Below are 13,053 nucleotides of genomic sequence, written 5' to 3'. Positions count from 1 at the left end.
GAGAATGAGTAAATTAGTCGTTATTGGAGGCGGACCTGCTGGCTATGTAGCAGCAATTACCGCGGCTCAAAATGGGAAAGATGTCACTCTTATTGATGAAGCGGATCTTGGCGGGACTTGTTTAAATGTTGGTTGTATGCCTACGAAATCATTGTTAGAAAGTGCAGAAGTGCATGACATTGTGAGAAAAGCGAATCATTATGGAATTGCACTTAACAATGGAAGTATATCAATTGATTGGAAGCAAATACAGGCGAGGAAATCACAAATCGTAACGCAGCTCGTCCAAGGAATTCAATATTTAATGAAGAAAAATAAAATAAAAGTTATACAAGGTAAAGCGAATTTTGAAACGGATCACCGAGTACGAGTTACAAACGATAATAAAGAGGATGTAGTAGATGGAGAACAGTTCATTATAGCGGCAGGATCAGAACCGACTGAATTACCTTTTGCTCCATTTGATGGGAAGTGGATTTTAAATAGTAGCCATGCAATGTCCCTAGAAAGTATACCAAAATCATTACTAATCGTTGGCGGTGGTGTAATAGGTTGCGAGTTTGCAAGTATTTATAGTCGTCTTGGAACAAAAGTTACGATTGTTGAAAGGGCATCGCAATTATTACCTGGTGAAGATGAAGATATCGCAAATATTTTAAGAGATAAACTAGAAAATGATGGCGCAGAAATATTTACAGGAGCTGCTTTAAAAGGATTAAATACTTATAAGAAGCAAGCTTCATTTGAATATGAAGGAAGTATCCAAGAAGCCAATCCGGAATATGTTATCGTTTCTGTCGGCCGAAAACCACGTGTAGAAGAATTAGGTTTAGAAAAAGCAGGTATTCAATTTTCAAATAAAGGAATTTCTGTGAATGAACATATGCAAACAAACAGATCACATATTTACGCAGCAGGTGATGTGATTGGTGGAATACAACTTGCTCACGTTGCCTTCCATGAAGGGATGACAGCAGCATTACATGCGAGCGGAGAAGATGTAAAAGTTAACTATCATGCAGTACCTCGATGTATATACACATCCCCAGAAATCGCAAGTGTTGGTTTAAGCGAAAAAGATGCAAGAGAACAATATGGTGATATTCTTATCGGAGAATTTCCTTTTACAGCGAACGGAAAAGCGCTTATTATTGGAGAACAAACGGGTAAAGTAAAAGTTATTGTGGAACCTAAATATCAAGAAATTGTTGGGATTTCTATTATCGGTCCTCGTGCAACGGAACTAATCGGACAAGGAACTGTAATGATTCATACAGAAGTTACCGCTGATATTATGAGAGATTATATTGCAGCACATCCAACTTTATCTGAAGCGATTCATGAAGCGTTATTACAAGCTATAGGACATGCTGTACATGCTTAAATGAAAATATAATAAACCACTATTCTCTAAATGAATGAGAGAATAGTGGTTTGGGTTTTTATAGAAGAAATTAAATAACTTTTTACTTTTTAACGTCAATCGCTGAAGTAATATCGTTCCAATCAGCAGCTAAATTAGCAGTTTTACCGTACCAATCAGCATGTTTGAATACAACACCTTTTCCATATCCTTGTGTTGAAGTATGCTCCCAAAGTGTCGTTGAATAACTTGCTGAAGGCGATGCTGTACTTACAGAAGAAATTCTGTCATTCCAGCTAGAAGGCAAGTTTTTAAAACCGCTGCTCCAGTAAATATATTGGCCACCTTTATCTTTATGTTCATAAAAATCAGTACTACCAGCACCGCTACCTAAAGGATTAATTTTATTTTTAAGCGCTTTTTTATCCTTTTCAACATAAGCATCCAATGTTTCTCTACTAGTAAACCCGTAAGCTAACCAATCTCCATTTTCATTTTGCTCAGGTAGGACCATAGTAATTTGGATGTCTTTTTTCTCCTGCTCGCTTAATTTTGCAAAAGAAGTAACATTTTGTTCATCAACTTTTAAATAATCAAATGATTTAATTACATTACTTTTTTCTTCAGCACTTGCTACTCCTAGTCCTCCAGTGAATGCAAATCCCGCTACTAGTGTACCTGCTACTAATTTCTTCAACATATAACCATCCCTTTTTGTTTAGATTTTGTACAGGTGAAACTTTGTACTAGTAAAATGTATTCTAATTATTAACTATTGTAAATATTCTGAAGTTTTAGAAATAAAAGGCGGAATATTTACAGTTTTGCATTTTTTCTTTAGAAAAAATAGTTATTGGAATGATATAATAAATAGATGTATTGCTTTTGTTGGATGTTAAAATGTTTTAGGAGGGAAGCGATTGAAGTATTTCAATAAAGATTGGTATAAAGAAATGCAAGTATCTGGATTTTTAATTTTCCCAGAAACAGTAGAAGAATGGGAAGAGTTGTTGCGAGAGAGCAAAAAGATAGGAATGGATTACAAGCAAGGTTTAAGAGAAGACGTGGAAGAAAAGAAAGAAAATCTATTAAAGTGTCTACCTAAGTCATTACATCCATACATTCATGAAAATACAATTAATTCAGAATACCCATCGGAAAAATTAAAGAAACTTACGCTTGAGTGGACAGTAGATTATGAGAAAAGAATGAGTGATTTAGAACAAGCGTATTTAGATAATTATAATACTATAAAAGAAAAGCTTGCGCAGAATGTCGTTCAACTACATGAATACTCACTACATGACAGTGTAGTCAAATCAGTAGAAAGAAGGTCAGAAGATAAGCTAATAATAACTTTAGATTGCAGTGGTACTTTCAGTGAATTTGATAAACTGCAAGTAACTTTTATAGGGGTAACGAAATGTTCTATTCCGGAAGATTTTGAAGGTGCTTGGTGGTTATGTCATGAAATAGATCTTACTAATGAAGGGTTCGAATTGGGTGTTTTATTTGATTGCCCATTTGAAGAAGTGACAATTTGTGCAAAAGACGTATTGCTTGAGATAGGTAACTAGTAAACTTTATAACTTTACAAACAAAAAAACAGTCTTATAAGACTGTTTTTTATTTAGATGCTAAATTATCAAGTTTCCAATAAGTATCTGTTAACGGCGCAGCTTTGCTATCTATGTATAAATACATATTATTTAAATCTTTTGGAGAAGCTTTCATATTAAATACAATGTCGGTAGTTAAAGAAAACTCAGAAGGAACCTTTTTAGCATTTTCATTTTGTATAACTTCACCTTCGTGTCTTTCACCTGTTTTTTCATCTTTTATGAAATATTTTATTTCTGAAAGATCTATCGTTTGTCCGTCAGCACGAGCATTATTCATAGTAACACGAGCTGTGAGACGCCACTCTTTGTCTATTTTTTCGAATTTAGCATTTTCAACAGTTGCTCTATAGTATTCATTTTTATATATTTCCCCATAATGCATTGCATCCTTTTCAAGAGCGCTCTTTTCTTGTTTTGGTGTAGTACTACCATTACATCCTACCATTATTCCTGTAAATAATAATGCTGTACAAGTTACTTTAATTATAGATTTCATAATAATTCCTTTCTGTGTTAAAAAGTAAAACATAGGAATAATTTTACATCAATAGGAAGTTAAATGGAAGTATGTTTGTGAAATATACAAATATACATTTATTTCGTTATAAAGTTAATGGTATAGAAAGAGGGAAAAAGCTGAATAAAACGGAGTGAATAAGAATTGAAAATATTGTAAAACGGAAGAGACATGCATATAATTAAAATAAGGATGAGATTTCAGAATCTTCAATAACGGCGGTGGGTATATGTTTACTGAAGAGCGTAGAGAGAAAATTTTGGAGTTACTTAAGAAAGGTGGAAGGGTAATTGCTAAAGATCTTGCGGAAAGTTTCGATATGTCTATTGATTCTATAAGAAGAGATTTGTCTATTATGGAGAAGGATGGCTTGTTAAAAAGAACACATGGAGGTGCAATCGAACTTACGCGAGTGAGAAACTTAGCTGCCGAACCAACGAAACGTTATCGTGATAGTTCAATAGAGGAAGATGCGATTGCGAAAGTTGCTGTATCCTACATACAAGAAGGCGATTCCGTTTTTATTGGCGGGGCTTCTACTCATTATGCTATGTTAAAATACTTACCTGAAATGTCATTTACAGTGATTACGAATTCTTTAGAAATTGCTAGTACCTTACGGGAATATAAGAACATTGATACATACTTAATTGGTGGAAAGGTGAAACCATCAGGGAATATGACAGATACAATTGCCTCTGAAATGATAAGTAGATTATCTATTGATCTTTATTTCTCTACAGGTGGGGGCATTTCATTGAATGGTATAAGTACTGCAACGCCGGAAGTTGCTTATTTTGGAAAAACAGTAAGTAAAATTGCTAGAAGAAACATTTGTTTAGCTCCTCATAATAAACTCGGAATAGACTGCTTTATTAAAGGAGAGTCACTAATAGAAATTGACCTTATAATAACAGATGAAGAGGCTAGTAAAGAAACGATTCAACAATTTGAGAAACAAGGTAAAGAAATTATAATAGCGTCAATAACCCCCATTTAAAAGGAGTTTGAAATGATTATAAAAGGACAAGAGTTTCATATAAATGGATTAACTTTTACAATTCGTTCTACAGCTGAAACGGATGCTGAGCAGTTATCGGAAATTAGAGCTCAGATCGATGGCGAAACTGAAAATATGGATAGAGAAGCTGGAGAGGGATTTATAGATAAGATAGGTTTTCAAAAAATAATAAAAACAGATAGTGAAGAGACGAAAAATCTCTTTTTAGTTGCAGAAGTGGACAAGCGAATCGTGGGATTTTCAAGATGTGAAGGATCAAATTTGAAGAGATTAACTCATAAAGTAGAATTTGGTGTTTGTATTTTAAGAGAGTTTTGGGGATATAGAATTGGTAAGAGTCTCTTGCAACAATCTATTCAGTGGGCTGATGAAAATGAAGTAAAAAAGATATCATTACAAGTGCTAGAGACAAATGAAAAAGCTATTCAACTTTATAAAAAATTAGGTTTTGAAGTAGAAGGTATTTTGAAAAATGACAAAAAGCTGTCGGATGGGAAGTATTATAATACGGTTGTAATGGGAAGATTCATAAAAGAGGTGTAGTGGGATGTTTTACAGAAGAAAGTACTATATAGTAAAAAATGAATTTGTAGAAATATTTAATGAGCATTTTACTAACACAAACTTACCTAACCAGTTAAAGCATGGTTCCAGGCTAATAGGACGCTGGATGAAAGATAATAATGATGGTACAACTGAAATATTCGCCATATGGGAATATGATAGTTATAAACAGTATAAAGAAATTGAATCGAAAATTAGAAGCGACGAGATGCATATTAAAAGAATACATGATTGGTATGAAAAACATGGCGGAAGAGAATATGTTTTTCAGAAGTACATATTAGAGTTAAAAAATGAAGAGTTAGTATGTACTGTAAAGTGATAGAGGAGTGAGAGATTATGAGAATTAAAACAAAATTATATTCTAGTTTAGCTTCTACCATTTTATTTGCAATAACGGTCATAGTTTTCTTTATAAATGATACTCCACAAAAGTGGTTTTGGTTATGTATTTTCTTTGCGTCTATTATACAAAATATAGTTTTACTAAAAAAGAATAAAGAAGTGCATTAAGATATTCAAATTATTAACATATTTGTGTCGTCTTTCTAGTTTTATTGAAAACGCTTTTATTCAGTTTTATAATAAAAGTATGTTTTTACAAATCTCCAAAATAATGAATAGGGAGATGATACAATGTTAGCTTCACCGTTTTACTTACATACATGGAAAAAGTTTGTTGATGAAGGAATCCTTGATTCGAACCGTATGAACGAAAGAATTTCAGAGTCATGGCATCGATGTAAACAAGCAAATGTGAATCCTCATATGAATAAAGGTCAGAAAATTTTGTCTTCTAATGTTTTTCAAGATCAAAAGAAAAAGAGTGAAATCTTCCTTGATATAGCAATACCTCAATTACAAAATATGAGGAAAACCATTGATGAGCTGCAAATGATGGCATTATTAATTGATCCAGACGGTTACGTTCTATCGTTAAGTGGAAATCAACAAACGTTAAAACGAGCGAAACATATTAATTTCATTGAAGGTGTGAAATGGACGGAAGCAGCTGTTGGTACAAATGCGATAGGAACCGCATTACAGATTGAAGAGGCTATTATGATAAGTGGTACAGAGCATTATTCTATCGCATCTCATAGCTGGAGCTGTGCGGCCGCTCCCATTCATAATGATGATGGGAAATTAATTGGAGTTCTAGATTTCTCCTGTCCAATTGAATTTTCACATCCATATATGCTAGGGATGGTAACTTCGATTGCACATGCGATTGAACGTGAATGTAGTATTCGAGTGCATCAAAACGAACTACACTTAATCCATCGTTTTTTAGATGTAATTGACAGTGATGAACAGGTTGTTATATGTAATCATCGTGATGTTATCGTTTCTGCTAGTAAGAGGATTCGGGAACGTGTTTCTAATTGGTCACGAATGAAACTTAAAGTTTTAATGCAATATGGATTGAAATCTAAATTAGAAGTACCAGTATATAGTAATGAAAGAATGATCGGGAAATGTATTTATGTAAAGGAAAATAAACAAGGAAATGTATTTTCAACTTCTCCATTTATAAACGGAATTACTTTCCCTGGAGTTATTGGGACAAGCAATGCATTTCAACATACTTTAGAAGAAATTAAGCTTGTATCTCCAACTGACGCTAGTGTATATGTTTGTGGTGAAACAGGTGTAGGGAAAGAATATGTAGCGAGAGCGATTCATGAAAATAGTCCAAGAAAAAATGGTCCTTTTATAGCTGTTAACTGTGGTTCATTGCCGAAAGAATTAATGGAAAGTGAATTGTTCGGTTATGTTGAAGGAGCGTTTACAGGTGCACGGCGCCAAGGATATAAAGGGAAATTCGAACAAGCAGACGGAGGGACAATATTTTTAGACGAAATTGGTGAAGTACCGCCAGAGATGCAAGTCGCATTATTGCGTGTTTTACAAGAACGAACAGTAACCCCAATTGGTAGTTCAAAAGAGGTACCAGTAAATATTCGTATTATTACTGCGACACATAAAGATTTACTGAGATTAGTAGAAGAAGGGAAATTCCGTCAAGATTTATATTATCGTTTACATGTATATCCGCTATATGTTCCATCGTTAATGGAAAGAAAAGAGGATATTCCATACTTCATACAACATTTTTGTGAACAAAAAGATTGGAAGGTTGTATTTCCAAAAAGTATTTGTAATCAATTTTCTCAGCATACATGGCGCGGAAATATTCGAGAGTTATTAAATGTATTAGAACGTATTTACATTTTGTCGCAAGGTCAGGAAATATGCGAAAAACAAATTTCTTTTTTATTACAAACCATGATGGGAAATCAACATCAACTTGCATTGCAAGTAGAAAATAAAACGGAGCATACATTAAATTTCCGTGAAAAAATACAGCGTGATAGCATGATTGAAGCGCTAGAAAAGACGAACGGAAATGTTTCATTAGCTGCAAAATTGTTAGATGTACCTCGAAGTACATTTTATAAGCGAATGCAAAAATATAAGCTATAAAGTAGATTTTTGTAATCTACTTTTTCTTTGTGGGCTCATGTTCTGTCGGAATGTGCGCTTGCCGGGGAAATAATAGAATAGTTAGAAAATAATTTTCGGAAGGTGGAATATGTGAAGTATATTGAAATTGGCATCGGAAATAGGTGGTTCGTTCGAACGGAAACTGAAAATAAAGATGGAACTGAATTTGAGGAACAAGGAATTATAAAACCTATTTATTTTGAGTCTTTATATGTACGAATTTGGTTTCGGAAAACGTGTTTTATCTTTGATACGAAAGAAGGGTTTAAGAACGCAAGAAAAAGTAGAGCTGAATATAAGTTTATTGTTGGAATCGTAAGTAGGTTAAAACAATAGAATTAAATAGGGGTGTTTTTATGATTAGAATTACCACATTCATACTCGCTTTTATTGTAATGGGCTATTCTATTTACAGTTGGAATGATGATTCGAAGCAAAGCATGCTTATTTTGCAATTATTATTAGGTTTTATGCTTGCTAGTATGGGGATACAAAATGTTAAGAAGGATGAAAAAAAGAATAAGAATATGGGACTGTTGCTTTTACTTACATCGTTATTTTGTATCATTGTATCTTTAATAAAATATTTAAAATAAACTGTTACTCAACATATCGAGTAACAGTTTATTTTTTTAAGTTTTCTCATTAAAATTCTAGTAGCTGTTTTGTACATTTTTTTAACAATACAAAATCTTTCTGTTATCCAATAAGTAAGTTCAAAAGAGGTGAGAATACATTCTTTTTTCTTACCTTGGAAATATTGCTAAAACATTCCTGTTATTTAAAACAACACTTTTAGCATAACCATACCCACATATAGACCATATAATAGCACACTTATATAAATGAGTGTGCTATTTATATAGCCCAGTCGTATACATTTCCGTCAATGTATGTACTATCACTTCTAATTCTAATTTTTTATCATTTTTCACAATCGTCCAAAGAAACATCTCATTCATTGCGAACCAAGCACGTGCTACAATTTCTTTATTTAATTCAGGCTGTGCTAAGCCACCTTCTTGAGAGTATGTAATATCCTGCGCAATACTGTTTATAAAGCGTTCCCGTATCTCGTCCCATTTTTGACGTATCTCTTTTGATAATCCTATAGCTTCTTGAACAACTTGCAATATAGCTCGTTCTTTTTCTGCTAGTTGTAGGAATGCTCTAACTTGATTTTGAATCATTTTATGTGCTTCTTCTTTCGTTTGAGGCGAAAAGGAGCGCTCAGCAATATCATAAAATTGATTCATAACATCTTCCATTAAAACGATGAGGAGATCATCTTTGTTTTTAAAGTATACATATGCCGTTCCATAACCGGTTTCTGCATGTTTAATAATTTGTGTAATTGTCGTTTTTTGAAATCCGTTCTGTATAAAAATAGTGTAACCAGCGTGTAATAGTTTCTTCTTTGTCTCTATGGAGCGGTGTTTTCTTGATGAAAGAGTATTGTTTTTCAAAGAATCACCTCTTTATACTGAAATATCTGAAAATATAACTATATTGTAAAAGAAATTCATATATAAAGTCAACTGACATAATATCATTGACGTTATATCAACTATGGTGATATATTTCAATTAGTTAGAATAAAAAGAAAATTAAAAGAAGGTGACACCATGTATAAAGAACCATTTCAATCAACTTATGAATATGCGCTTGAATGTGATAAACATGATGAACTGAAAGATTTTCAAACTGAATTCTATAAAAAAGAAGGAACAATATATTTAGATGGAAACTCATTAGGACTACTTTCAAAAAGAGCAGAGAAATCGTTACTTACGTTGCTCGATTCATGGAAGGAGTATGGAATTGACGGCTGGACTGAAGGAGAGCATCCATGGTTTTTCCTTTCGGAGAAATTAGGTGAATTGACAGCGCCTCTTATTGGAGCTTTACCGGAAGAAGTTATTGTAACCGGTTCCACAACGACGAATATACACCAAGTGATTGCGACATTTTATGAGCCGAAAGGAATACGTACAAAAATTCTTGCGGATGAATTAACATTCCCGTCAGATATATATGCACTTCAAAGTCAAATTCGTTTAAAAGGATTAGATCCAGATGAGCATTTAGTACGAGTGAAGAGCCGAGATGGTAGAACACTTTTTGAAGATGATATTATTCGGGAAATGACAGATGATATCGCGTTAATTTTATTACCTTCTGTACTATATAGAAGTGGCCAAATTCTTGATATGAAACGTTTAACAGCCGAAGCACATAAGCGTGGTATTCATATCGGATTCGATTTATGTCATTCAATCGGTTCTATTCCGCATCATTTCAAAGAATGGGATGTTGATTTCGCTATTTGGTGTAATTATAAATATTTAAATGCAGGACCAGGTGGAGTTGGGGGTCTTTATATAAATAAAAAGCATTTTAATAGAATTCCAGGATTATCAGGTTGGTTTAGTTCTAGAAAAGATAAGCAGTTCGATATGGAACATATATTAACAGCTGCTGATCATGCAGGTGCTTATCAAATTGGTACACCGCACGTATTAAGTACTGCACCTTTAATTGGTTCTCTTGAAATATTTAAAGATGCTGGTATAGAACGTTTACGCGAAAAATCGCTACATATTACAAGATACATGCTGGATTTAATTGATCATGAATTAAAAGATTTCGGATTTATAATTGGAAATCCATTAGAGGATGAAAAACGAGGCGGGCACATTTATTTAGAACATGCAGAAGCAGCACGCATATGTAAAGCGCTAAAAGTAAATGGAGTTATCCCTGATTTCCGTGCACCTAATGGAGTAAGACTTGCGCCAGTTGCTTTATATAATACATACGAAGAAGTATGGAATTCTGTTCAAATTTTAAAGAAAATCATGAAAGATGAAGAATATAAGCAGTTTGAAAATAAGCGAGAGGTTGTGGCATAAATATGAAATCATCAGAGTGGATTGATATTTCACAACCGCTAAATAATGATATTGCCACTTGGCCAGGAGATACACCGTTCTCGTATGAAGTTTCATGGTCAAAAGAAGAAAGTGGCTCAGTCAATGTCGGAAAGTTAATGATGAGTATTCATACAGGTACTCATATTGACGCACCGTTTCATTTTGATAATGATGGAAAGAAAGTAATAGATTTAGATGTTCAAGTTTATGTCGGTCCAGCACGGGTCATTGATGTTTCTAATCTTGAAAGTATCGGGAAAAAGGAATTAGAGAACTTTCATTTAGAAGGCGTAGAACGCTTGTTGTTACGCACATCTTCACATGGTAAAGTGAATGAATTCCCAGATGTAATCCCGCATTTACGTGCTGATATCGCACCATTTCTTTCTGAAAAGGGAATTCGTTTAATTGGCGTGGATGTACCATCAGTTGATCCATTAGATGATAAAGAATTAGCGGCGCACCATCAATTGTTTAAACATGGCATACACATTTTAGAAAATGTCGTACTAGATCATGTAGCAGACGGTGATTATGAATTAATCGCATTACCACTTGCCTTAACAGATGCAGATGGAAGTCCAGTTCGAGCAGTTATTAGACCAATATAAGTAGAAATATATATAAGGGGCGTTTGGCTAATATGAAAGAAAACGAAAAGGTAATTATGGAAAAAGGAATTCATACGGACTTTAAAGAGAATATGACGTACGGGGAGTATTTACAATTAGATAGTTTACTATCTTCTCAAAAGAGATTATCAGATCATCATGATGAAATGTTATTCATCGTGATTCACCAAGCAAGCGAGCTTTGGATGAAATTAATTTTACATGAGTTAAATGCAGCAATCGAATCTATTAAAAATGATAAATTACAACCAGCTTTTAAAATGTTAGCACGTGTATCAAAAATTCAGTCGCAAATTATTCAATCTTGGGATATTCTTGCGACATTAACACCATCAGAGTACATTGAATTCCGTGACTCACTCGGTCAAGCCTCAGGGTTTCAATCGTATCAATATCGTATGATTGAGTATGCACTTGGCTATAAAACACCACATGCATTAAAGATTTATGAAAAGGACCCAGAATTACATGCTCGTCTTCATAAAGCACTTCATACACCAAGTTTGTATGATGTGGCGATACAAGCGCTTGTTAAAGAAGGATTCCCAATTCATAAAGATGTGTTAAATCGTGATATTACGCAGCCTTACGAAGAGGATGCAACTGTAGAAGCGGCTTGGATAGAAGTATATGCGGACGTGCAGAAATATTGGGATTTATATCAGCTTGCAGAGAAATTAATCGATATTGAAGACTGGCTACAACAATGGCGTTTCCGTCATATGAAAACGGTAGAACGAATTATTGGTCATAAAATGGGAACAGGTGGCTCTTCTGGCGTATCTTATTTGAAAAGGGTACTTGATCAATGTTTCTTCCCAGAGCTTTGGAATGTTCGCACGAAATTATAAAAAACAAACCTGTCAGTTCATTACTGGCAGGTTTGTTTTTTATTTGAACGCAATTATGTTTTAATGAAAGTTACAAGATATAATAAATTAGGTAATGAATTAATTGGAGGTAAAGTTTTGGATTTCAAGCCACTAGAAAATAAATTTGAAAAGAAAAAAGTAAATACATTTCTCGTTTATCAAAAAGGTGAGTTAACAAGTGAGTATTATAAAACGTTAGAGTGTGAAAATAATCTATTTAAAATAAATTCGATTACAAAAAGCATTGTATCTATATTAATTGGTATTGCAATCGATAAAGGCTATATAAATGATATACATACACCGATTACAAAATGGATTCCAAATATACCAGAAGAAAAAAACGAATTAACAATTTATCATCTATTAACGATGACTACAGGTGAAGATTGGAAAGAGTTCGGAAATGGAGTAGTGTTCCCAAATGATTTTGTAGAATCAGAAAACTGGGTGCAATACATATTAGAAAAACCAATAATTGAAGAACCCGTTACAAAAATGAATTATAACTCAGGGTCTTCGCATTTGCTTAGTTATATTATTCAAGAAGCTACTGGAATGTCGACAGAACAATTTGCAAAAAGATATTTATTTGATCCGTTAGAAATTACCGAATATGAGTGGCAGCAAGATCCTCAAAGCATATATGTTGGTGGATTTGGTATGAAAATGAAATCTAAAGATTTATTAAAACTCGGAATATTATGTTTGCAGAATGGATATTGGCAGGGTAATGAAATTGTATCCTCGAAATGGTTAGAAGAATCAAGTACACCTCTATTTGAAACGTATGAACATGTCGGGGCATATGGATATCACTGGTGGGTATTGAATAACGAAAGATTTCACATACCGTATTGTATGTATTTTGCTATGGGATACGGCGGACAATACATCGTTATCATTCCACAGTTAGAACTGGTAGCAGTTATTAGTAGCCATATGCCAAAACGCGGACTCGTTCCATTGAAATTATTTATTGAGCATGTACAAGAGAATGATAAGTTGATATAAGAAGAGG

Annotated in this window: 15 protein-coding genes; 12 read left to right on the top strand and 3 right to left on the bottom strand. The window is 33.6% G+C overall.

The window, feature by feature from the left end:
- Positions 1–4 precede the first annotated feature (4 nt).
- Entirely contained in the window at positions 5–1,384 is a 1,380-nt protein-coding gene (gene lpdA / locus MKX31_RS11715) for a dihydrolipoyl dehydrogenase (RefSeq protein ID WP_340980877.1), read from the top strand.
- Between the two features lie 82 nt (positions 1,385–1,466).
- Here lpdA and MKX31_RS11710 read toward each other — a convergent pair whose 3' ends face one another.
- Positions 1,467–2,063 carry a hypothetical protein gene (locus MKX31_RS11710; protein ID WP_064475473.1) on the bottom strand — a complete coding sequence of 199 codons (597 nt, stop codon included), beginning with the start codon at positions 2,061–2,063 and terminating at the stop codon, positions 1,467–1,469.
- A 220-nt stretch (positions 2,064–2,283) separates the two neighbouring features.
- Here MKX31_RS11710 and MKX31_RS11705 point away from each other — a divergent pair, with 220 nt between their 5' ends.
- Positions 2,284–2,940, top strand: coding sequence for a DUF4085 family protein (locus MKX31_RS11705; protein WP_088046844.1), 657 nt, complete (start codon positions 2,284–2,286; stop codon positions 2,938–2,940).
- 49 nt (positions 2,941–2,989) lie between these two features.
- Here MKX31_RS11705 and MKX31_RS11700 read toward each other — a convergent pair whose 3' ends face one another.
- Complete coding sequence (locus tag MKX31_RS11700) at positions 2,990–3,481, bottom strand: hypothetical protein (RefSeq protein WP_088046843.1); 492 nt, start codon at positions 3,479–3,481, stop codon at positions 2,990–2,992.
- 250 nt (positions 3,482–3,731) lie between these two features.
- On the opposite strand from MKX31_RS11700, the gene MKX31_RS11695 reads away from it, so the two are divergent.
- The 6 genes from MKX31_RS11695 (at position 3,732) to MKX31_RS11670 (ending at position 8,191) form a co-directional block, all read left to right on the top strand.
- On the top strand, positions 3,732–4,502 hold the full coding sequence (locus MKX31_RS11695; protein ID WP_064475470.1) for a DeoR/GlpR family DNA-binding transcription regulator: 771 nt from the start codon (positions 3,732–3,734) through the stop codon (positions 4,500–4,502).
- A 12-nt stretch (positions 4,503–4,514) separates the two neighbouring features.
- Positions 4,515–5,066: a GNAT family N-acetyltransferase gene (locus tag MKX31_RS11690; RefSeq protein WP_064475469.1), complete on the top strand. Its 552-nt coding sequence runs from the start codon at positions 4,515–4,517 to the stop codon at positions 5,064–5,066.
- A 4-nt stretch (positions 5,067–5,070) separates the two neighbouring features.
- Complete coding sequence (locus MKX31_RS11685; protein WP_064475468.1) at positions 5,071–5,409, top strand: NIPSNAP family protein; 339 nt, start codon at positions 5,071–5,073, stop codon at positions 5,407–5,409.
- Positions 5,410–5,723: 314 nt separating this feature from the next.
- The gene (locus MKX31_RS11680; RefSeq protein WP_088046842.1) at positions 5,724–7,574 is read left to right on the top strand and encodes a sigma-54-dependent Fis family transcriptional regulator; all 1,851 of its coding nucleotides are present in this window, start codon (positions 5,724–5,726) and stop codon (positions 7,572–7,574) included.
- Positions 7,575–7,685: 111 nt separating this feature from the next.
- Positions 7,686–7,931: a DUF3977 family protein gene (locus MKX31_RS11675; protein ID WP_064475466.1), complete on the top strand. Its 246-nt coding sequence runs from the start codon at positions 7,686–7,688 to the stop codon at positions 7,929–7,931.
- Positions 7,932–7,951: 20 nt separating this feature from the next.
- Positions 7,952–8,191: a DUF3953 domain-containing protein gene (locus MKX31_RS11670; protein ID WP_064475465.1), complete on the top strand. Its 240-nt coding sequence runs from the start codon at positions 7,952–7,954 to the stop codon at positions 8,189–8,191.
- Positions 8,192–8,449: 258 nt separating this feature from the next.
- Here the strand turns inward: MKX31_RS11670 and MKX31_RS11665 are convergent, their stop codons facing one another.
- On the bottom strand, positions 8,450–9,061 hold the full coding sequence (locus MKX31_RS11665) for a TetR/AcrR family transcriptional regulator (RefSeq protein ID WP_088046841.1): 612 nt from the start codon (positions 9,059–9,061) through the stop codon (positions 8,450–8,452).
- A 159-nt stretch (positions 9,062–9,220) separates the two neighbouring features.
- Here MKX31_RS11665 and kynU point away from each other — a divergent pair, with 159 nt between their 5' ends.
- The 4 genes from kynU (at position 9,221) to MKX31_RS11645 (ending at position 13,046) form a co-directional block, all read left to right on the top strand.
- Complete coding sequence (gene kynU, locus MKX31_RS11660; protein ID WP_098102856.1) at positions 9,221–10,507, top strand: kynureninase; 1,287 nt, start codon at positions 9,221–9,223, stop codon at positions 10,505–10,507.
- 2 nt (positions 10,508–10,509) lie between these two features.
- Positions 10,510–11,139, top strand: coding sequence for an arylformamidase (gene kynB, locus MKX31_RS11655; RefSeq protein WP_098102857.1), 630 nt, complete (start codon positions 10,510–10,512; stop codon positions 11,137–11,139).
- A gap of 32 nt (positions 11,140–11,171) precedes the next feature.
- Positions 11,172–12,011 (top strand): tryptophan 2,3-dioxygenase, encoded by an 840-nt coding sequence (gene kynA / locus MKX31_RS11650; protein ID WP_098102858.1) that lies wholly within the window; start codon positions 11,172–11,174, stop codon positions 12,009–12,011.
- A gap of 117 nt (positions 12,012–12,128) precedes the next feature.
- On the top strand, positions 12,129–13,046 hold the full coding sequence (locus MKX31_RS11645) for a serine hydrolase domain-containing protein (RefSeq protein WP_103656073.1): 918 nt from the start codon (positions 12,129–12,131) through the stop codon (positions 13,044–13,046).
- Positions 13,047–13,053: the final 7 nt, after the last annotated feature.

The organism is Bacillus sp. FSL M8-0063 (assembly GCF_038005545.1).
Classification (GTDB): Bacteria; Bacillota; Bacilli; order Bacillales; family Bacillaceae_G; genus Bacillus_A; species Bacillus_A wiedmannii.
The sequence above is the reverse complement of the archived record's forward strand: the minus strand, read 5'-3'. Positions and strand labels throughout refer to the sequence as shown.